This is a genomic window from Streptomyces sp. NBC_00102, from assembly GCF_026343115.1.
In the GTDB taxonomy this organism is placed as follows: Bacteria; Actinomycetota; Actinomycetes; order Streptomycetales; family Streptomycetaceae; genus Streptomyces.
Genome location: NZ_JAPEMC010000008.1, coordinates 29,928 through 51,118, shown reverse-complemented (window position 1 = coordinate 51,118; position 21,191 = coordinate 29,928). Strand labels below are relative to the sequence as shown.

14 protein-coding genes are annotated in these 21,191 nt (G+C 71.6%); 4 read left to right on the top strand and 10 right to left on the bottom strand.

From position 1 onward, the window contains the following. Window positions 1-129: 129 nt before the first annotated feature. The 6 genes from OHA55_RS36155 to OHA55_RS36130 all read right to left on the bottom strand — a co-directional run bounded on the left by OHA55_RS36155 (window position 130) and on the right by OHA55_RS36130 (window position 10,311). A complete protein-coding gene (locus OHA55_RS36155; RefSeq protein ID WP_266714729.1) occupies window positions 130-597 on the bottom strand; it encodes a hypothetical protein in 468 nt (155 codons plus the stop codon). Between the two features lie 996 nt (window positions 598-1,593). Next, window positions 1,594-2,925 (bottom strand): PP2C family protein-serine/threonine phosphatase, encoded by a 1,332-nt coding sequence (locus OHA55_RS36150; RefSeq protein ID WP_266714727.1) that lies wholly within the window; start codon window positions 2,923-2,925, stop codon window positions 1,594-1,596. Window positions 2,926-3,492: 567 nt separating this feature from the next. Beyond that, entirely contained in the window at window positions 3,493-5,238 is a 1,746-nt protein-coding gene (atzF, locus tag OHA55_RS36145; protein WP_266714725.1) for an allophanate hydrolase, read from the bottom strand. Continuing rightward, entirely contained in the window at window positions 5,235-8,822 is a 3,588-nt protein-coding gene (uca, locus tag OHA55_RS36140; RefSeq protein WP_266714723.1) for an urea carboxylase, read from the bottom strand. Before uca ends, atzF begins: the two co-directional genes overlap by 4 nt. After that, window positions 8,819-9,472, bottom strand: coding sequence for an urea amidolyase associated protein UAAP2 (locus OHA55_RS36135; RefSeq protein WP_266714721.1), 654 nt, complete (start codon window positions 9,470-9,472; stop codon window positions 8,819-8,821). The genes uca and OHA55_RS36135 overlap by 4 nt, the downstream gene beginning before the upstream one ends. After that, window positions 9,469-10,311: an urea amidolyase associated protein UAAP1 gene (locus OHA55_RS36130; protein ID WP_266714719.1), complete on the bottom strand. Its 843-nt coding sequence runs from the start codon at window positions 10,309-10,311 to the stop codon at window positions 9,469-9,471. The genes OHA55_RS36135 and OHA55_RS36130 overlap by 4 nt, the downstream gene beginning before the upstream one ends. Before the next feature lie 157 nt (window positions 10,312-10,468). Here OHA55_RS36130 and OHA55_RS36125 point away from each other — a divergent pair, with 157 nt between their 5' ends. Then, window positions 10,469-11,161, top strand: coding sequence for a TetR/AcrR family transcriptional regulator (locus OHA55_RS36125; RefSeq protein WP_266714717.1), 693 nt, complete (start codon window positions 10,469-10,471; stop codon window positions 11,159-11,161). 50 nt (window positions 11,162-11,211) lie between these two features. On the opposite strand, the gene OHA55_RS36120 is transcribed toward OHA55_RS36125, so the two are convergent. Together OHA55_RS36120 and OHA55_RS36115 are read right to left on the bottom strand one after the other, a co-directional pair. Next, the gene (locus OHA55_RS36120; RefSeq protein WP_266714715.1) at window positions 11,212-12,792 is read right to left on the bottom strand and encodes an amino acid permease; all 1,581 of its coding nucleotides are present in this window, start codon (window positions 12,790-12,792) and stop codon (window positions 11,212-11,214) included. 175 nt (window positions 12,793-12,967) lie between these two features. After that, the gene (locus OHA55_RS36115; RefSeq protein ID WP_266714713.1) at window positions 12,968-13,570 is read right to left on the bottom strand and encodes a TetR/AcrR family transcriptional regulator; all 603 of its coding nucleotides are present in this window, start codon (window positions 13,568-13,570) and stop codon (window positions 12,968-12,970) included. 49 nt (window positions 13,571-13,619) lie between these two features. Here OHA55_RS36115 and OHA55_RS36110 point away from each other — a divergent pair, with 49 nt between their 5' ends. Next, entirely contained in the window at window positions 13,620-14,171 is a 552-nt protein-coding gene (locus OHA55_RS36110; protein ID WP_266714711.1) for a GNAT family N-acetyltransferase, read from the top strand. A gap of 489 nt (window positions 14,172-14,660) precedes the next feature. Here the strand turns inward: OHA55_RS36110 and OHA55_RS36105 are convergent, their stop codons facing one another. Beyond that, window positions 14,661-15,692: a LacI family DNA-binding transcriptional regulator gene (locus tag OHA55_RS36105; protein ID WP_266714709.1), complete on the bottom strand. Its 1,032-nt coding sequence runs from the start codon at window positions 15,690-15,692 to the stop codon at window positions 14,661-14,663. A gap of 322 nt (window positions 15,693-16,014) precedes the next feature. Between OHA55_RS36105 and OHA55_RS36100 the strand changes: the two genes are divergently transcribed. Together OHA55_RS36100 and OHA55_RS36095 are read left to right on the top strand one after the other, a co-directional pair. Next, entirely contained in the window at window positions 16,015-18,882 is a 2,868-nt protein-coding gene (locus OHA55_RS36100) for an RICIN domain-containing protein (RefSeq protein WP_266714707.1), read from the top strand. A gap of 73 nt (window positions 18,883-18,955) precedes the next feature. Continuing rightward, the gene (locus tag OHA55_RS36095; RefSeq protein ID WP_266714705.1) at window positions 18,956-19,540 is read left to right on the top strand and encodes a hypothetical protein; all 585 of its coding nucleotides are present in this window, start codon (window positions 18,956-18,958) and stop codon (window positions 19,538-19,540) included. A gap of 172 nt (window positions 19,541-19,712) precedes the next feature. Here OHA55_RS36095 and OHA55_RS36090 read toward each other — a convergent pair whose 3' ends face one another. After that, complete coding sequence (locus tag OHA55_RS36090) at window positions 19,713-21,146, bottom strand: tetratricopeptide repeat protein (protein WP_266714703.1); 1,434 nt, start codon at window positions 21,144-21,146, stop codon at window positions 19,713-19,715. Between the last annotated feature and the right edge of the window lie 45 nt (window positions 21,147-21,191).

Genomic DNA, 21,191 nt, shown 5'->3' with positions numbered 1-21,191 from the left:
GAGACGTCCGTTGGGCTTTCCGCTGCTCGCCCGGCTTCTGCCGACGGTGTGGTCCACCGCCGGCAGGCCTGCGTCCGTGCTCCTGCCGCGGTCCGGCCGGACCGGTCGGACCGCGGCAGGAGGGGCGGATCAGATGTCGACGACCCGGTAGGCGATGGTGTAGACGCCACCGGAGCCCTCCAGCACCCGGTACTGCGTCTCCGCGCCGAACTCGTCGCCCGTGACGGTCACCGAGCCGAGCCGGTCGTCGCCGCTGGTGCTGTCGTAGTCCCACAGCGAGAGCGTGCGGGACTCGGTCTTGCCGAGGATCAGCAGTGCGTTGCCGTTGCTCCCGTCCAGGGCGCGGCGGTAGCCGGTGCCCATGGTCTGGTACGACGCGTTGGCGGGCCAGAGCCTCACGGCCTTGCCGCCGTTCGCCGCGATGTTGAGGTAGGCCTCGTCGTGGTCGCCCTCGCTCTCATCGCCGCAGTACAGGTCGACGAGCTGGATCTGCACGTAGTCGACCGGATCGGCCTGTGCGGCGCCCGCGGCGCCCACCAGCGAGGTGAGGCCCAGCGCGCCCGCGAGGGCGAAGGCGGTCAGTCGTCGGACGGTCATGTTGTCCCCCGTAGTCTCGGTTTTCGCCGGTCCCCCGACCGGCTCGAAGAACAGACTGCCGGACCGCTGCCCGCCGTTCTACGCGCGTTCCACTGGCACAGGCCGCGGCGATCTCGGTGAGCCCTGCCTCCCCGCCGCACCTGCGCAACGCCTCAAGGAGTGCGAACGCCCCCTCGATCACGCCCCGCCCCCGGTCCGTTCCCCGCCCCTGCTCCCTGCCCGCGTGTCGCGACATCTCTCCTCCAGCCGGTCACCGGGGCCGTACCCCTTCGTACGGCCGCCGGGAGAGAATGCCCGACCCGCACAGCAGGGGCACACCCCGCCACGCGCGAACGTGACCCAGGGCACAACGGTCGCCCCTACCCGTGGGACGAGAGGAGTGCGAGGGGGCTCGGTGGCATGGTGAGGGTGGTCGGCAAGCGGCTCCGGGCCTCGGTCCGGACCCTGCCCCGGACCGACACGGGCAGCCTGTTCCGGTTCGGTCGATCCGGTGCGCCCGGCCGTACATGACCGCGTGCGGGCGAACGCGGCCTGCGGCGCCTACCGGGGAGGTGGCGACGGCAGTTCTCCCGCCGCTGGGGCTGCGGGTGACGAGCGTGGCGTTCGCGAGGCGGTCGACCAGCGGCCGGCCGAAGCCGCCGATGCCGCCGCGCAGGTCGGGCGTGCGCACGCGGGGAACCTTCGGGCTCTGGTCGTGCACGGTGTCGTGGCGGGCGGTCAGCCGGCGCGCGCGGGTGTCGCCGCCATGGCGCAGGGTGTTGGTGACGGGCTCGGGCACGACCAGGAACACCCGCCGAACTTGGCTCCGCCCAGGCCGGCACTGTCCGCCGCGGCGTCGCGTCGACCGCCGGCTCCGCCGCCCCGTGCGACACCGCTGCATGCGGCCGGCCGCGCTGATGAAGCTGCCCGCCACCTACGTGTGTACCCACGACTCCATCGGCCTGCGCGAGTCGTCCACGGACCGGGCCTCCAGGTGCCCGGGCCGTCGTGGCGCGGTCAGGCCGACGGGGTGGCGCGCAGGGCGAGCAGGGCGGTGTCGTCGCTTGCCCAACCACTGTGGTGGGCGTCGAGGATGCCGGTGAGGTGGGTGATGGTGGTGACGGCGTCCATGGTGTGGCTGGCGGCCAGGGCCTCGGCCAGGTCGTCCTCGGAAAAGATGGTCCGGGCGTCGTCGGGGGAGGTCCCGGGGCGGGGGCGGGCTTCGGTGGCGCCGTCCGTGAAGAGCAGGAGCAGGTCGGCGGGGTGGAGGTGGAAGGGCACGTCGGTCAGACTCAGGGCTTCCATGATCCCCAGCAGGGTCCCTGGGACCCCGACTCGCTCGACACGGCCGTCGGCGCGCCGGATCAGTGCCGGGGGATGCCCGGCCAGGGCGATGGTGCCGGACAGGCCCTTCGCGGAGGGCTGGAAGGCCGCGTAGACGGCGGTCAGGAAGCGGGGGGCGTCCTGGGCGAGCAGAGCGATGTTGAGGCGGGCGAGCCGGTCGGCCGGGGAGCCGGCCTCGTCGGCGTCGGCGCGGATCGTGTAACGGGCCATCGAGCTGACCTGGGCGGCCTTGATGCCCTTGCCGCACACGTCACCGAGAACGGCGGCGTAATTCGGACCCTGGGTGTGGAAGAGGTCGTAGAAGTCGCCGCCGACCTCGATGTCGGTGCGGTGGCGGTTGGAGGCCGGCAGGTAGGAGGCGGCCGCCTCCGCGCCGGGGATCGTGCGCAGCCGCGGAGGGAGAAGCCCGGCCTGCAGGCTACGGGCGAGATCGGCGGAGCGCTGGTGGGCGGCCTTCGCCGCGGTCAAGCTCTGGCGCAGGTGGATCTCCGCCGCCACCGAGCGGGCCAGGGTCGCCAGGGCGGCCAGGTCGGCCGGAGACCAGGTGCGGGGAGAGTCGTCGATGACGCAGAAGCTGCCCAGCACGCGTCCGTCGGGATCGAGCAGGGGGTAGCCGGCCCAAGCGCCGATGTTCATCGGGCCCACCGAGGGGTGGTCGGCGGTGCGCGGGTCGGTGGCGGCGTCATCGACGATGAAAGGCTGCCCCTCCAGCCCGACCAGGAAGTAGCAGAAGCTCTCCTTCACCGGGTTCTGCCGGTCGGACATCGCGTGGGCGTCGACGCCGACGCATGCCTTCCAGAAGGAGCGGTCCGCGTCGACCAGGGTCACGAACGCCCGCCCCGCCCCGGTGATTCTCGCGGCGAGCGAGGCAAGGTCCTCGAAGACCGCCTCGGGCCCGGTGTCCAGCAGAGCGGTGTCCTCCACCGCGGCCAGACGAGACGGATCCGACAACGCGGCCGGCAGGCCGTCCGCCCGCAGCCCGCCAGGGAAGTCGATGCCAACCACCTTTCCGGCCTCCTCTCCTCGCCCACTGGGAACACCTGTACCAACAAGCTCATCGCTCGGTGTACTCCTGACATGGACCATCAACCCTTCCACGGCAGGGTGACCCTCACCGGTCCGGTGGGCCGACCGCGGACCGGCGGGGCCTCATCCCGCCGTCCCGCCGTCCCGCCGCCACGCGGGCGTCCACTGACCCACCGCTGCCGTCCGCAAGCGTGACGGAACGGGCCTCCGGCCCGAATGCGGGGCTTCTGTGGTGCACCGGTCTCCCCGCGGTGACCGTGGGAGCAGGCCCCCGAACCACTTGGGCTCTCCCGTTGCAAGGAGTATCGATGTCGGAACGCGACACAGTTGTGCGCAGCGTCCACGATCCGGGGCTCGTCACGCGGCGGCTCCGGACCATGGGGTCGTCCGGAACCGCCGAACGCGGGACGACGGCTGCCTTGCCGTCGCGAAGCGGCGCCCAGGTGTCTGTTGCCGGCGGGACACACCCTGCCGGCGGGGGCCTCGCGTCGGAGCACTCCGGTCGTGGCGGTCCGCCGTGCCGGCGCGGGCCGACGGCCCCGATGCTCAGGGTGACGTCGGGGGCGCCGAGGCGGTCGTGGTGGGCACCGGTGCCGACCGCCCGCACGCCGACGTCGTGTCCTCGGTGTGCCGCGGGACCGAGAGCGTCGGGAGGGCCGCGCGCCAGCCGCCGTGTGCGGTGATGTCGCGGGCGCCGTGGAGTGCTTCGGGCTCACAGAGGAACCCCGTCACGCAGGTGCCGTCCGCAAGCTCCACCGTACCGAGGGCCATGGGGCGGGGGAGCGCCGCGAGGAGCGTGCCGAGCCCTTCGGCCGGGAGCCGCCACACCTCGGCCTCGATGGCGGCACCTCCTCCGTCGGCACGGACCAGACCGGGCTTGGGCGGCGACGTGTCGAGGGCGTACAGCCGGTAGTCGGGTGCCGTGGTGGTGGTGCGTACGAACCGGGCGCCGAGGGCCAGCAGCTCTCCGTTCAGAGGCTGTCCGGACAGGTGCGCGCCGACCACCGCGAGGTGCGGAGGAGGGGCGGCGAGCAGGCCGGCGACGCGGACCAGCCGCTCGTCGGTGAACGCGGGGCCGATCAGCATCACACCGAACGGGAGCCCGTTCACCTCGCCGGCCGGAACGGCGACCGCCGCGAGGTCGAAGAGGTTGGTCGAGTTGGTGAACCGGCCGAGCCGGGCGTTCGCGCCCACGGGGTCGGCCGCGACCTCCGAGAGGGTCGGGTGCCCGGGTGTCGTCGGCAGGAGAAGCGCGTCCGCGTCGCCGAGCGAGGCAAGCGCACTGTGGCGGAGGACGGACAGGCTGTCGAGATCGGTGCAGAGCCGGTGGGCCGGGATCTCTCCGGCGCGCGAAATGATCCCGGCCACGGTCGGATCGAGGTCCGGCGCACCCCAGTGGGCGTCGACGAAGCCGCCGACGGCTCCGTAGCGCTCGGCGACGAACGCTCCCTCGTACAGCATGGCGGCCGCTTCGGTGAACGGCGTCAGGTCGATCTCCAGGAGTTCGGCGCCCGCGTCCGCCATCCGGGTCGCGGCTGACGCGAACGCCTCGGCCCAGCCTTGGTCCAGCTCGCCGAGCTGCCCGGGACGCGGGACCGCGATCCGCCACGGGCCGGGGCGTCGCTGCTCCAGGGCGGGGAGCTCGCGGGCCTGCGGTGCCGCCATGAAGGACAGTGTCCGCTCGGCCTCCGGAAGAGTCCGGGCGAAGACGGTCACACAGTCGAGCGAGGCGCAGGCGGGAACGACGCCCGACGCCGGGACCAGGCCACGCGTCGGCTTGAGGCCGACGATGCCGTTGAACGCGGCCGGAACCCGGCCCGAGCCCGCCGTGTCCGTGCCGAGCGCGAAGTCCACGATGCCGAGGGCTACCGCCACCGCCGATCCGGACGAGGAACCGCCCGAGACGTAACTCGGGTCCACGGCGTTACGGACCGGCCCGTACGGGCTGCGCGTGCCGACCAGGCCGGTCGCGAACTGGTCGAGGTTCGTGGTGCCGAGGCATACGGCGCCCGCCGCCCGCAGTCGCGCCACCACGGGGGCGTCGGCCTTCGGCTCGTACGCGTACGAGGGGCAGCCGGCGGTCGTCGGCAGCCCGGCCACGTCGATGTTCCCCTTGACCGCGAACACCGTTCCGGCGAGCGGCAGCCGTTCACCGGCGGCGACCCGCTCGTCGACCCGGGCCGCCTCCGCATCCACATCCTCGCGGGGCCGGAGACCGATCCACACCTCGGGCCGGTCCACCTCCTCGATCCTGGTGTACGCGGCGCGTACTCTCTCCACGGTGCTGGTCACGCGTACACCTCCGCGGTCTCGACGGGAGCGAGGACGAGGAGCGCGCTGCCCGCCTCCACCTGGCTGCCGGTCCTGATCAGGACCTCCGCGACGATTCCGTCGGCCGGGGCCTTCACGGGGGCCTCCATCTTCATCGCCTCCAGGGCGATCAACTGCTGGCCCGCCGAGACCCGGTCGCCGACCTCGACGTTCACCTGCCATACGCAGGCGGGGAATTCGGCCTCGACCAGGTGGCCGCCCGTGGGTACCTCGATGTCGGTGGTCACCGGGGCGTTCTCGGTGGCGGCCTCGGCACGGGCGAACTCGCCGGCCGCCTCCCAGGCATCGCGCTCGGCACCGAACGCCGTGTTCTGCCGGTTGCGGAAGGCGGCGATCGACTCGGCGTTGTCGGCCAGGAACCTCTGGTACGCGGCGAGCGAGAAGGTGCCGTCCTCCGTCTTCGGCACGAAACGGCCGGAGATGATGTCGGCGCGGAGTTCGAGGAGTTCGTCGGCGCTCACCGGATACCACTTGACGCGGTCGAAGAAGCGCATCAACCATGGTTTGTCCGGTTCGAATCCGCCGCGCTGTTGCCAGCCCGACCAGACCTGGGTGGTGCGGCCGACGAACTGGTAGCCGCCGGGGCCCTCCATGCCGTACACGCACAGATAGGCGCCTCCGATGCCGACCGAGTTCTCCGCCGTCCAGGTCCGGGCCGGGTTGTACTTGGTGGTGATCAGCCGGTGCCGCGGGTCCAGCGGCGTGGCGACGGGCGCACCGAGGTAGACGTCGCCGAGCCCGAGGACGAGGTACTCGGCGTCGAAGACCGTGCGGTACACGTCGGCCGGTGTGTCCAGGCCGTTGACGCGGCGTATGAACTCGATGTTCGACGGGCACCACGGGGCGTCGTCGCGTACGCCCGCGACGTAGCGGTCGATGGCCTCGCGGGTCGCCGGGTCGTCCCAGGAGAGCGGCAGGTGCACCGTCCGGCTGGGGACCACCAGCTCGTCGGTGGCGGGCAGGTCCTCCTCCACGCGCATCACGGTGCTGAGGAGTTCCCGCTGCGGCAGCACGTCGGGGTCGGTCTGGATCTGGAGCGAGCGGATGCCCGGCGTGAGGTCGACGACGCCGGGGAGGGCGCGTGCGGCCAGCGCCTCCGCCAGCGCGTGTACCCGCATGCGGAGGGCCAGGTCCAGCTGCATGTGCCCGTACTCGACCAGGAGGTTGTCGTCACCGCTGCGTCGGTAGGTGACCGACGGACGGACCGTCGTCTCCTCCAGACGGGCGAGGATGCCGCCGTCGACGACGGCGTCCCGGTCGGCGCGGGGTTCGGCCGCGGGTGCCTTCCGCAGGCGCGTGGCAGCCTCCGCCGTCACCGGCACGAACCGGACCGTGTCGCCGGGGCGGAGCTGGCCCAGCTTCCAGCGCTGACCGCTGACGACGGTGGCCGGACAGACGAAACCGCCGAGAGACGGACCGTCCGGGCCGAGGAGGACGGGCATGTCCCCCGTGTAGTCGACGGCGCCGACGGAGTAGGGCGTGTCGTGGATGTTCGACGGATGCAGTCCCGCTTCGCCGCCGTCCGTCCGGGCCCAGCGCGGCTTGGGGCCGATCAGGCGGACTCCGGTGCGGGCGGAGTTGAAGTGCACTTTCCAGTCCGCGGTGTAGAAGTCGCGGATGTCGTCCTCGGTGAAGAATTCGGGTGCGGCGTGCGGCCCTTCGACCGCGCCGACCCGCCACTGTCCGCTGAAGACCGGGCGCGCGTCGAGTGGGACGGAGAAGGTCTCCGGACGGGCCTCGCCCCCGTGCAGGACGTCACCCGCGCGCAGGGCACGTCCGCCGTGTCCGCCGAACCTGCCGAGGGTGAAGGTGGCCGCACTGCCCAGGAACTCGGGGACGTCCAGGCCCCCGGCGAACAGCACGTATGTGCGGAGGCCCTGATCGGCGGGGGCTCCGACGGCGAGCACCTGCCCCGCCCCCACGGTGACGGGCTCCCACTGCGGCACCGGGGTGCCGTCGACCGTCACCCGGGCCGGGGCACCGGTGACACAGAGCGTCGTCGGGTGGGTGAACCTCAGCGAGGGGCCCTGGAGGGTGCATTCGAGCCCCGGTGCACCCTCGTCGTTGCCGAGTGCGGTGTTGCCGAGCCGGAAGGACAGGTCGTCCATCGGCCCGCCCGGCGGGATACCGACGTGCCAGTATCCGGTGCGTCCCGGCCAGTCCTGCACGGTCGTCAGTGTGCCCGGCGTGACGACCTCGATGCGCGGGGTCGGGTCGGTGACGTCAGGGAGCGAGGCCGTGGAGTGTGTGGCTCCGCGCACGTCGGCGTGCCGGAGCGCCGCGCGGACCAGGCCGAGGTTGGTCTCGATGCCGTCGACGCGGGTCGCTTCGAGCGCGGTGTCGAGCCGGTCGAGCGCCTCGGCGCGGTCGACGCCGTGCGCGATGATCTTGGCGAGCATCGGGTCGTACGCGGTGGTGACCTCCGTGCCCGTTTCGACCCAGGCATCGACGCGGACACCCTCGGGGAAGGCGACGCGGGTCAGCAGGCCGGCGCTCGGGCGATGGTCGCGGGACGGGTCCTCGGCGTAGAGACGGGCCTCGATGGCGTGTCCGGCGGGGGTGGGGGGCTCGGTGACGACGGCGGTTTCCCCCTGCGCGAGGCGCAGCATCCACTCGACGAGGTCGACGCCGTAGATCGCCTCGGTGACCGGGTGCTCGACCTGGAGCCGGGTGTTGACCTCCAGGAAGTAGGCCTCCTCGCGGACGGCGTCGTACACGAATTCGACGGTTCCGGCGGACCGGTAGTCCACGGACGCGCACAGGTCCCTGGCGGAACGGGCGAGGTCTCGGCGTACGTGGTCGGGAAGCCGGGGAGCCGGTGCCTCCTCCACCACCTTCTGGTTGCGACGCTGGAGGGAGCAGTCGCGGTCGCCGAAGGTGACGACCTTGCCGAGACCGTCGCCGAAGACCTGTACCTCGACGTGACGCGCCCGTTCGACCAGCCGCTCCAGAAAGACCCCGGCCGAGGAGAAGGAGGCCGCGGCCACGCGCTGCACGCGCTCCCACGCGTCCGCGAGGTCCGCCGTGCCGTGACAGGCCTGCATGCCGATGCCGCCACCGCCGCCGGTGGCCTTGAGCATCACCGGGTATCCGATCTCCTCGGCCGCCGCGAGGGCCGCCGTGACGTCCGGGAGGAGACCGGTGCCGGGAGCGAGGGGCACGCCCGCCGCCCGTGCGGCGGCGCGGGCGGTGTGCTTGGCGCCGAACAGCTTGAGTTGTTCGGGCGTGGGACCGACGAAGGCGATGCCCGCGTCGGCGCAGCGGCGTGCGAACCCCTCGTCCTCGGACAGGAACCCGTAGCCGGGGTGGACGGCACCGGCGCCGGTGTCCTTCGCGGCCTTGAGGACCAGGTCGACGTCCAGGTACGACTCCTTGGCGGGGGCGGGGCCCAGCCGCACCGCGTCGTCTGCCAGGCGTACGTGGGCGGCGCCGCGGTCGGGGTCGGAGTAGACAGCGACGGTACGCAGGCCGAGCTCGCGGGCGGTGCGGATGATGCGGGCGGCGATTTCGCCGCGGTTGGCCACCAGCAGGGTGTCGAACGTCATCGGGTGCGGTCCTCGTCGTTCCGGGCGGGCTCGGTGATCGTCAGGCGCAGGGGTGTGGGATCGAACCCGTTGCAGGGGTTGTTGATCTGCGGGCAGTTGGACAGCAGGGCGAGGACGTCGGTCTCGGCGCGGAGTACGACCTTCAGACCCGGCGCCGAGAGGCCGTCGACGATGCCGAGCGTGCCGTCCTCCTCGACCGGCACGTTCATGAACCAGTTGATGTTGGAGACGAGGTCCGGCTTGCCGAGTCCGTGCCGGACGCCCTCGGCGAGGAAGTTCTCCACGCAGGCGTGCTGGGACCAGGTGTGGTGGCCGTAGCGGAGGGTGTTGGACTCCTTGGAGCAGGCGCCGCCGAGAGTGTCGTGCCGTCCGCAGGTGTCCTCGACGACCGTCATCAGCGGGGTGTGTTCGTTGGACATCAGCACGGAGCCTGTGGTCAGGAAGACGTTGCCCTGCGCCTGGACGGTGTCGGGGACGCTGTATCGGACGGAGGTGTCGTGGGCGTCGTAGACGAGGAAGTCCGCGGCCTGGTTGCCGTGCAGATCGGTGACGGTCAGCCATTGGCCCTCGCGGACGATCGCCGACCATGCGGCGCGGGCGGGCACGGTGTCGTCGCGGACGACGCGGGCGGCGGGAGCGACGGTGGTCATGCGGTCCTCCGGGCGGTGAGGTGGTCGGCGGTGTTCAGGTACGCGCGGCGGCCTTCGGGAGTGGCGTTCCACAACGGGTCGTCGGGTGCCGTGGCACGGGACCGGTACGCGAGAACCCCGAGATTTCCGCAGGTGTACTCAGGACGCGGGTCCAGCGGGTGGGGGACGTTGGCGAGGAGGACGACGACGTCCTGCTCGGCCCGGAGGGTGACGCGCGTGGCGGGACCGGCCGAGCCGGTGAACTCGGTCGCGCCGTCCTCCGCGATCCGGACGCCCTGGAAGAAGGAGACGGAAGGGGGAAGGTCGCGGGGGGTCAGGCCGTTCTTGAGGGCGGCGAGTTTGAACAGCTCGCGGCCCGCCGGGGATGCGGACTGGCAGGTGCCGTCCCCGTAGCGCGCGGTGTTCCGCGCGAGGGTGGAGGTCCCGGTCACCGCGTCGTGACGGCCGGACGTGTCCTCGACGACGGAGGCGAGCACCCGGCCCTGGTCGGAGAGGAGCAGCCGGCCCTCGCCCAGGTACGCGTTCCAGAGCACCTTGACCGTGTCGGCCGTGTTCAGCCGTTCCCAGGGGCGGTCGGCGCTGTGGAGGAGGAGGTGCGCGCAGGCGTCGCCGGTCATGTCGGTCAGTCGCAGTTCGGTGCCCCGGGCGAGGACCTTGTGGGTGTAGTTGCCGCCCGCCACGGTCTCGGCCCATACGACGTCCTCGGAGGCCACGCCCCGGGGCGGCTCGGGCCAACTGCTCGCGGGGAGGACCGGCATGGCGTCGGTCTCCCTGCCTGCCTGGGCACGGGCGTGGTCACGCGCACCGTGCGCCGATGCTGTCGCTGACGGTGTCGTCATGGGTCGACCTCCGGTCCGGGGCTGATTTCTGTCGCTTGATAGAAATTAGGCATCGGGCGCTTCGCGGCCGTTGCGGGTGAGTTTCCGGTCGGTTTCCGCGAACTCACCGGGGGGATCGGCCCCGAGCCGGCCACCGGCTCTGTGCGAGGATCGTGGCGTGAGCACGCCCACCAGCAGAAGAGTCGGCCGCCCGAGGATCCAGGAGCGTCCTTCCAGCGGTCTCGAGCCGCGCGACGAGGTCCTCGCCGCGGCAGCCGACCTGTTCACCACTCGCGGCTACACCGCGACATCCACCCGGACGATCGCCGAACGGGCCGGCCTGCGCCAGGCATCCCTCTACCACTACTTCGACGGCAAGGAAGCGATCCTCGCGGAGCTGCTCGAAGGGACCGTCCGTCCCTCCCTCGAAGTGGCGCGCGGCCTCGTGTCCCGCACGGAGGCTGCCCCCGAGGCGCGGTTGTGGGCCCTGTGCCACTCCGACGCGGCGCTGCTGTGCGGCGGCCCCCACAACCTCGGTGCGCTGTACCTGCTGCCGGAGGCGCAGACGGGCCGCTTCGCCGACTTCCACCGGGTCCGGGCCGAACTCAAGTCCTGCTACGACGAATTGCTGGCCGCTACCGACGCCGGTGCGTCCCTGGGCCCGGACGCCCTGGCCCTGCACACGGACCTCGTCTTCGGCCTCACCGAAAGCGTGATCCTCATCCGGCGCGCTGAATCCGACCCCGACCGCGACCCGCTGGCCCTGGCGGTGGCGACGGCGGACGCCGCACTGCGGGTGGCCGGCGTACCGCAGCGTTCCCTGGCACGGCTGCGCCGCGAGGGGCAACGGCTCCTCGCGGCGCGGGACTGACGGTTCGGGCGGGCCTCCGCCTCTGCCTCGTCGTTCGACCGCCCGACCCCTCAGGACCGAAAGGCTCGAACACCCCTCGCCCCGGTCTCCCTCCCCCTCGGTGCCCCTCGTTCCGTCCGGGCCCGACGGCGGCTACGGTAAGCAGCGCCGGCCGCGACCGTCGCGCCGAGAACCAGGACGGTGAACCACCGGAAGTACCAGTGGCCGCCGGCGGGGTCGTACACCGCGGCGCGCGGCCAGGCGAGGTTGACCGTCATGAGGAGCCCGTAACCGAACGCGACGGCGTTGACGGGAAGTCCCCAGCGGCCGAGGGAGAACAGGGGCCGGCCGAGCTCGTCGCTCCGGCCGTCGTCCGCGGGCGGCCACTCGCCCCTCAGCCGCCTGAACAGCATCGGCCCGGTGACCATCGCGTACGCCAGGTACACCATCGCGATACAGCTCGTGCCGATGGCCAGAAACGCCTGCGGCGACGCGAGGTTGAGCAGCAGCAACACCCCTGCTCCGACACCGACCACCGTCGCGGCCGTCCCGGGCATCCCGGTCCTGCGCGGCACCCGCGCCAGCCGTGCCGAGTACGGGAGGACGCCGTCGCGGGCCATGGAATAGAGCATGCGGGTCGCCGACGTCTGGATGGCCAGGGTCGCCGCACAGATGGCCACGGCCACGTCGCCGAGCAGCACCCTGCCGAAGCCGTCGCCGAGCGTGCTGGTGAGCACGTATCCCAGGCCCCCGGTCGCGAGGCGTCCGTCGGTGAGGGAAGGTGCGGCGAGCAGCCCGCCCAGCAGCAGGAGCCCGCCACAGACTCCGGAGGTGGTGAGGGCGGTGAGCGTCGTACGGGGCGCGGTGCGCCGCGGGTTGACGGTCTCCTCGCTCATCTCGCTCGCGCTCTCGAACCCGATGAGGACGTACGCGGCGGTGAACGAGCCGACGAGCAGCGCCGTGATCAGGCCGCCTTCGCCTCCGGTGTGCAGAGTGACCGCCGGACCGCGTTCCGCGTGAGTGGCGAGGAGGGTGACGATCAGGGCGATGCCGGCGATCTCGGCGGTGACGCCGACCGAGTTGACGGCGGAGAGCGCCCGGTTGTCGGTGACGTTGAGGAGGGTGGTGAACACGAGCAGGACGAGCCCGAGGAGGGCGGCGTTAGTGGCGCCACTGGTCGTCGTGGGTGACGGATCGCCCCCGACCATCTGGAAGCCGGGCCAGACGGCGGGCAGGACCACTTGCAGTGCGAGAGCGGCGGCCGCCACGACCACGACCCGCCCGACCACCATGATCCAGCCCGCGTACCAGCCGAAGGACGGGGTGCCGAGCCTGCTGGCCCACTGGTAGACGGCTCCCGAAATGGGCATCCGGGCGGCGAGTTCGGCGAAGCAGGCGGCGACGAGGAACTGGCCGATCAGGACGGCGGGCCAGGTCCAGAAGAAGAGCGGACCGCCGAAGGAGTAGCCGAGCGGGAAGAACTGGAAGACCGTGGTCAGTACGGAGATGAAGGAGAACCCGGCGGCGAAGGACGCGTACCTCCCCATGCGGCGCCGCAGTTCCTGGGGGTAGCCGAACGAGGCGAGAGAGCCGTCCGGTGGGTCCGCGGCCGTCGCACCGGGCGGGGGAGCGGGATCGGTGGTCACGGTCATGGCGGGTCCCCTGTCGCGGAGGCAAGTCCTGCGAATTTCTGTCGAGTGATAGAAATTAGGGACGGCTGGTTTCCGCCGCGTATCACTGTCGTGTCCCGACCGTTAGTGACTCCTCTCCCGGCAAGGGCCGTACGCCTTCATGCCGGGCAGGTGCCCGGTTCGCGGCATCGCCGCTTCATCGCGTGGAGTTGGTGCGCGCCGTCAGATCGGCCAGGTGGCCGTCCACGAGGGCGATCTGACGCTCCGGCGGGAACGCCGCCGGAGCGAACAGCGCCTGGACCACCAGGCCGAGTACGAAGGACTGGGCTGCGGCGGCGATGCGGGCGGGGTCGTCGCGGGGCAGCTCGCCGAGCTCTTGGGCCGCGGCCACCTGCTCCCTCAACCTGTCCCGGCTCCGGGCGTACTTGCGGGCGTACGCGGTGCTCAGGTCGGAGTCGGAAAGCGCGGCATCCCAGGACGAGACCCAGATCCGGTTGCTCTCGGTGGACGCCGGGGTCAGCGGCAGGATGTCGAGGAGTGCGGCCCTGAAAGCGGCCAGACCCTCACCCGCCTCACGGCGGGGGCGGGAGGTGGTGCGCTGTTCGAGCAGCTCCAGGGCGTACTCGACCAAAGCCTGCTTGGTCGGGAAGTAGTGCGTGAGCAGGCCGGTGGTGGCGCCGAGTTCGGTGGCGACGGCGCGCAGGGTCAGGCCGGCGAAGCCGCGCGTGGCCATGACCTTCCAGACTGCCGCGGAGACGTCGCGTCGACGGGCCTCGTGATCTCCCTTGGTGCGTGGCATGTCGACACGGTACATTGCCATAACGCTTGTTACGTAAATGGAGGTGCTCATGTTCACGCTGCTGCTGCGCGACGGCGTTCGCCTCGGGGAGCTGGAGGTCTGGCACGCGGAGGAGTTCGCCGCCCATCTGGACCGGGCCCGCGAGCACATCCGGCCGTGGGTCGGGCCCGCGTTCCTCACCGGCGACGTGGACGGGGCGCGGGCAACGCTTCAGCGGTATGCCCGGCGCAAGGCCGACGACGGGGCCCGCCTGTACGGCATCTGGCGAAGTGAAGTCCTGGTCGGCGGCGTGATGTTCACGGATTTCGACGCCTCTTTCGGCTCGTGCGAGATCGGATGCTGGCTGGAGCCTTCCGCCGAGGGCCACGGGCTGATCACCCAGGCGTGCGGCACCCTGCTGGACTGGGCGTTCACGACCCGGGGGCTGCACCGGGCCGAGTGGCACTGCCGGGCCGACAACGACCGCAGCTCGGCGGTGGCCAAGCGGCTCGGCATGTCCCTGGAGGGTGTACGCCGCGAGGCGTGGCCGTACGAGGGGGTGCGCCACGACAAACAGCTCTGGGCCGTCCTTGCTCCGGAATGGCAGGAACTGGAGCGGTGAGTGGCGACGACCGCGCATAAAAGTGCCCGGTCGTCCTGCGCGGGCCGGGTGCGCGCCGCACCGGTGCGAGGAGGTCGCTTGCCGACCATCGGTGTCATCCTCGACATCCACGCCCGCGTCGGCATTTCCGGCGCCGACCGGCTCGACGGCCGGATCCCGCCTCCGCCGGCTCGCCGTTTCGCTGCGCCGGCTCGCCGTTGCGCCGCGCCCGCTCGCCTCCTGGCGACCCCGAACTCCGGAATCGGCGAGGAACACCTCGTCGGACCCGAGGCCGCCACCCATGTGTCTCCCGTTACAGGGATCGCGTCGGGCGGCCCGTTTCCCGGGTCGGCGTGCCCCCGGATCTCGTGCCGGTCCCTCGAACACCCCAGGTGGCGGACGGGGAACCGTAGCCGTTGCCTCCTCTCTGCCGGCTTGGTCTCCCCCACGTCGGCCCCACCCCGGACCCGGGGGCGAGGCAGGGAGCGGCACCTGCCGGTACTGGCGGTGTCACGTCCCGGCGTACGGGGCCGTGCTGGCGCGGACGACGAGTTCTGGTTCGACCGATGCGGGGGCGAGCGTGCCCGCCGGGTCGGTGATGTGCCGCAGCAGGTGGGCCACGGCGAGTTCGCCGGTCTGGGCGAACGGCTGGGCGACCGTGGTCAGCGGAGGGGTGCAGTACGCGGCCAGGTCGATGTCGTCGACACTGACCAGGGAGACGTCCTCCGGTACGCGCCGCCCGAGCTCGGTCAGCGCCCGGATCACGCCGAAGGCCATCTCGTCGCTGGCGACGAAGACCGCGCTCGCTTCCGGGACCCGGCCGAGCAGAAGCCCGTTGCGGTAACCGGAGGCCGGTGACCAGTCCCCCTCCAGCTGCGGCGGTACCGGTCGGCCGGCCTCTTCGAGTGTGGCGCGCCAACCGTCCCGCCTGCGGGCGGCCTCCAGCCAGTGTTCAGGCCCGGCGATGTGCCAGACGGTCTTGTGCCCGAGGTTCAGCAGGTGCTCGGTGGCCTTGCGCGCCGCGAGCGTTTGGTCGATCGCGACGACGTCGGCGGTGTCGGTACTGGGCCCGTCGACCGCGATCGTCGGAGTGGTCCGGATGAACCGCTCGATGCGCGCACTGGTGTGGATCAGCGGCACGGCGAGGATGACGCCTTCGACGTCCTGGTCGGCCAGCCGCGAGAGGGCGACCTCGATGCTGGAGGTGTCCAGGGAGGAGGTGTCCGCCGTGCTGACCTCGTACCCGGCGGCCCGCGCGGCGTTCTCGATGCCGGCGGTGAGCGCCGCCCGCGAGTAGAACGTGGTCTGCAGGGTCACCACGCCGAGGGTGCGGCTGCGCCCCGAGGAGAGCATGCGGGCCGCGTTGTTGCGCCGGTAGCCGAGTTTCTCCACAGCGGCCAGCACCCGCTCCCGCGTGTGCGGCTGCACGTTGGGGTGTCCTGAGAGAGCCCGTGACACCGTCTGCGCGGACACCCCGGCGACACGCGCCACGTCCACCATGCCCGGTGGGCGATCGGCACTTCTGCCGTGCGGCTTCGCCATGGATTTCCTTCCCTCGCCGACCGGCGAAGCAATGATATCGATCCCAGAATGTCTGCACCGCAAAACACGAAGTCCCTTGTGTAAAGCGGGTGATGGCCTGTTGGCATCGTTAACATTCTCTGCCATAGTTCCGGCCATCGAGACGCACCGGCTCCCAGCGGACCAGGGCGTCTCACCTCGCGCGGTCCCGCCGGAGCGTCGTACTCCGGGTCCGCCGCAGCACTTTGGAGGAGCCCTGAGGAGTTCCGACGTACCTCTGCCGAGCGCCTTCTTCGTCCTCCAGCGTCTCCGGCCGTGCGGGTATGACTGCCGGAGCCGTCACGTGACCGGGCGGACAGTCCCCGGCATCGCCCGCGCCCAGCGCCCCGCGGCCACGATCACCCACACCGGGGGCATGCTGCTGCGCGCCGGCCGCCCGCACCGCATGCTCTCCGGCTCGCCCTGCTACTTCCGTGTCCGCCCCGAACAGTGGGCCGCTGCTCTGCTCCTGCGCTCCCGCCGGCCCGAAGAGCCCTTCTTCTGCGCGGAGTTCCGGATCGCCTGGTTCGACCACTGGGGTGAGCCGCACCACGTGCGCCCGGCCGCCTGCGCCGCCGACGACGTGGGCCGCATTCCGGAGGCGCACGGCCCGGTGAGCTTCTGCATGGCCCACGGCGGCACCAACGTCGGCCTGCGGGCGGGGGCGAACCATGACGGCAACCGGCTCCAGCCCGCCGTCACCAGCTACGACTCCGACGCTCCCATCGCCGAACGCGGAGCCCTCACCGACAAGTTCTCAGAGCAGCTCGCTCTGTGCGACCGGCCGGACCCTGGTGAACCGCAGGTCTGCATCGAGACCTTCGACAGGCCCGCAGAACCCGACAACCTCCGAATCCCCACACACCGTCACACCCGGACGACCTCCCAATTTCCCGCACACCGTCACACCCCGACACCGAAGGAGCACACCGTGGCGACCCCTCGCAGGAGTCCCGGACATACCGCACGTCGCACCAGGGCCGTCGGAGCACTCGCCGCGGCGGCGCTCGCCGTGGTCGGCACCGTGCTGAACGTGAACGTCCCGGCCGCCTCCGCCGCCGACCCCACCTACACGGTGACGGTCGGCGCCAAGGGCGGCTGGACCCACCCGGACGACACCCCCGCTTACCCGTACATCGACAAGGACGGGACGTTCTACTACCAGCAGGCCCACTCGCTGTACGGTCCGAGCGACAGCCGGACGTGGACCTTCTACACCGGCGCAGACCTCGACACCGCCACCCGCTCCGCCGCGATCAGCGACTCCGGGACCAATGCGGACACCACCACACTGTGCAACAACAGCCCCACCGGTACCGCGGCTACCTTCCCGCCCAGCGGCTCCGGCTACTCGCAGCGCAATTTCTGCGATCTGGCCGGGGTATGGGTCGACCCCGACAGCGGGGACTGGTACGGCCTGGTGCACAACGAATTCACCCCGCAACCCTTCGGCGACAGCAGCCACTTCGACGCCATCGACTACGCCGTCTCCACCGACCAGGGTCGGCACTGGACCATCAAGGGCCATGCCCTCACGTCCCCGTACAGCACCGCGCGCGGCGACGCCACTGCCTTCCCGCAGCAGACGTACTCCTACGGCGACGGTGACCAGCGCCTCTACGTAGACGCCGCCTCGGGCTACTTCTACGTCTTCTGCGGCTCCCGCCTCATCGACAAGAACGGCGGTTGGAAGGCGTTCTACTCCCACGTGGCCCGCGCCCCGCTGTCCGGCAAAATGGCCTCCGGCACCTGGCAGAAGTGGTACGGCGGCTCCTGGTCCCAGCCGGGCGTCGGCGGCCGGGAGAGCAACACGGTCCCGGTGACCGCCACAGACACCACCGGTTACACACCCACCGCCAAGGAGTACGACCCGGCCAACACCGGCAGCGTGGACCAGCAGGTCGCCGCAGGCAAGACCCCGCCCACCTCGCCCCTGTTCGTCATGGACATCACCTACAACGCCTACCTGGGTCTCTACATCGGCGAACCCCAGGCGGCCGACCAGTCCGGCAACGCGCCGCAACAGCTGTACGCCACCGACAACCTGGCCACCCAGAAGTGGCGCCTGATCGGCGACACCGGTGGGTATCACACCGCCTCCTGGTACCGGTGGTTCCTCGACGGCATCAGCAAGACGGGTTCGGCGATAGTCGGCAAGGACTTCCGGTCCTACTGCTCCTTCGGCTGCTCGGGCGGCGCCTCCGGCGAGTACGTCAACCTGACGGTCAACTCTTCCGCCCCGGCCCCCGCGACCTTCGATCCGGCCAGGACCTATCGCATCGCGGGCGGCGGAGGCCGAATCCTGGCACAGGTCTCCTCCAGTTCCTCCGCCACCACCTCGACGGCCACCTCCACCGGGACAGGACTGGACGCCTGGACCTTCACCGGCACCGGCGACGGTTCCTACCGCATCGCCAACGCCGCCACCGGACAGCTCCTCGGCGTACCCACCACCGCCGCGACGGGCCGCGCCTGGGACAGCGCACCCACCGTCACCCCGCCCGGCAGCGGCGGTCCCACCGTCGGCCAGCAGTGGTTCGTCGTGCCGAACACCTCCTCGGTCAACGGCGCCGCCACGGGCACGTACCGACTGGTGAACCGCTACAGCGGCCTGGTCGTCGGCCTCTCCGGCGTCAACGGCAGGCTCGCCGAGACCACCCCCGTGCGCGCCTGGACCGACACCGCCGGCAGCACGGTCGGCGGCGGACGCGGCGCCGCGGAGCAGACGCTGACCGTCACGGCGGTCGGCACCTCCGCCGTCGGGCTGAACGGCGACCACACCCTCACCACCGGCGGACAGGCACTGGACAACCCCGGCCACAGCACCACCGCCGGCACCCAGCTCATCACCTACACCGCCAACGGCGGCGCCAACCAGACCTGGACCCTCAGCCGGCAGAACGACGGATCCTACGAACTGCGCAACGCCGAATCCGGACTGTGCGCCGACGTCTCCGACGGTTCCACCGCCGCCGGCGCCAAGATCATCCAGTGGACCTGCACCAGCGGTGCCAACCAGCACTGGACGTTCACCCGCCTTTCCGACGGCACCTACAGCGTCACCTCCGTCAAGAGCAATCTGGTCCTGACCTCGGCGTCCACGAGCCAGGGCGCCCTGCTCACCCAGCAGACCGACACCGGTTCCGCCCTCCAGCGGTGGACGGTCGGCTGAGCCCAGCCCAGCCCAGCCCAGCCCAGCCCAGCCGAGCCAAGCCCAGGCCCGCCGGGACCTTGTCCACGAGGCGGTGATCTCCTCCACGGTCCTGCTCGCCAACTGTTCCTCTGCCCTTCCGCCGACCGCCTCGGTGAGGTCGCTGGCCGTCATCGGCCCCGCCGACACCGACCCCCTGACCGGAGTCGGCGGATCCAGCTACGTCGATCCCGGAACCTGCCTGACCGAGATTCCAAGCGGCCTCTCCTGGACCCGAGCTGGGCATCTTCGCCCTGCCAGCAGGGCGAAGATGCCTGCACGCACCCGCATACCGGCCGCCATCTCCGCGGCCTACGGCCTGAATGCGAAAGGCAAGCGCATGAAGGCCGCGCCGGCATTCGCGGACTTCCTCGGATCAGCAGCGGGGCAAAATGCCTACAACCGCGCCGGGGCGATCTTGCCGGCCATCCCGAACGACCACTTCGACGTCAAACCCGCGCTCGCTGCGATAGCGGAGCACCAACGGGCAGGGAAGACCATGCCGTTCATGGACCAGCTCTGGCTCCACCTGGGCGTCGAGAAGGAGCTCTTCGAGCAGATGAAACTGCTGTTCGCCGGCTGCATCATGGTGGAGGCCACGCTGCACTCCCTGGACCGCGCGTACACCTCGGAATCTTGAGGACCGATTCGGCTGATCCGGCGCGACCGCCCTCGTCATGTCTGGCTTTTACGGCGGCTGCTGGAGACGTTTCGCGGGTAGCGCCGCCGTCGTCGCCGTGGCGGCTACGGACCGCTGCTTCGAACCCGAACGGACCCGGGACCGCAACCCGGGCGAGCAGGCCGGTGACGGGTCACTTTCCGTCGGGGTGACCGATGAGGTCCAGGGCCGCCCGGGCGTCGGCGTCGCCCGCTCCGGCGGCGCCGCTGAGCCAGCTCGCCACCGCCACGAGGTCGGGACCGGCCGGGGCGTCCGCCGCCGGCGGTGAGGCCGGTGAGGGTGGTACGGCGGGGATGCCGGCGGAACGCACCCAGCGCTCCGCCTCCTCCGCATGCCCCTTGCGCAGCAGGGCCGAGGCGAGGTTGAGCTTGGCCGCCGGGTGGCCCTTCTCGGCCGCTTGCCGCCACAGTTCCTCAGCACGGTCCCACTCGCCCCGCTCCGCGTGGACGGCGCCGTAGCTGACGAGCCCGTCGGTGTTGCCGCCGTCGGCCGCCCGGCGCCACCATCGCTCCGCCCCGGCCAGGTCGCCTCGCCGGCGCAGCAGGTTGCCGAGGTTGTTCATGCCGTCGACGTCTCCCGCTTCGATCGCCTTGCGGTAGTGGGTCTCCGCTCCGGCGAGGTCGCCGCGCTGCCGCAGCAGGACGCCGAGGTTGACGTGCGAACCGGTGTGTCCGGCGGCGACGGCGAGCCGGTAGTAGTGCTCCGCCCGCGCCGTGTCGCCTGCCTCGGCCAGGAGCGCTCCCATGGTGTGCTGGGCCAGCGGGTGCCCCGCGTCGGCCGCCCGCCGGACGTGCGGTACCGCCGCGTGGAGCCCGTCCTCGGCGATGTGCATCTGGGAGATCCAGAAGAGTACGTCGGGGTCGCCGGAACCCAGAGCGGCCGCGAAGCAGGCCCGCGCCTTGTCCCAGTGCCCCGCGTCGGCCTGAAGAACGGCCATGGCCAGGTACACATGGGGATGGTCGTCGTCCAGGTTGCGGAGCAGCAGCTGGCCGGCCCATTCCACGGCGGACCGCGGTTCGGACGCCGAAGCCCCCGCGGCGGCCGACGTTCCCGGGGCGACGGCAGTACCCGAGGTGTCCGAAGGCGCCGATGTCACCGGAACGCTTGGGGGAGGAGGTGCGGAAGCGGGCGTCGGCGCGGACTGACGCGGAACTCCGCGTGCCTCGGCGGTGCGCAGGGCCCTCACTTCCTCCAACGCCCGACGGGCCATGGGGTTCCCGGTGTCGGCGACCGGCCGGAAGTACCGCTCCGCCTCGTCGAATTCACCACGGTCCATCCGGATCGTGCCCAGTGCCATGGATGCCATGGGGTCACCGGCGGCCCGCGCCCGCTGGAGCCAGACTTCGGCCTCGTCGAGGAGCCCCCGGTTGCCGAGGCCGATGCCGTGGACGGTCATCGCCTCGACTCCGCCCGCCTCCGCGGCCTCCCGGGCGAGGTCCTCCGGCACCGGAGTGCCGTGCCGGTAGGCAGCCTTGATCAGGTCGTCCCGGTTCGGACCCGGGACGCCCCGCGAGCTCTGCCCCCTGGCGTTGCCGCCCTTGCCCGGTCTCCTCCACCACGCGCCCATGTCGCTCCCCCTGCGTCGGTGTGCCGTCAGATGCCTCCCCGGACC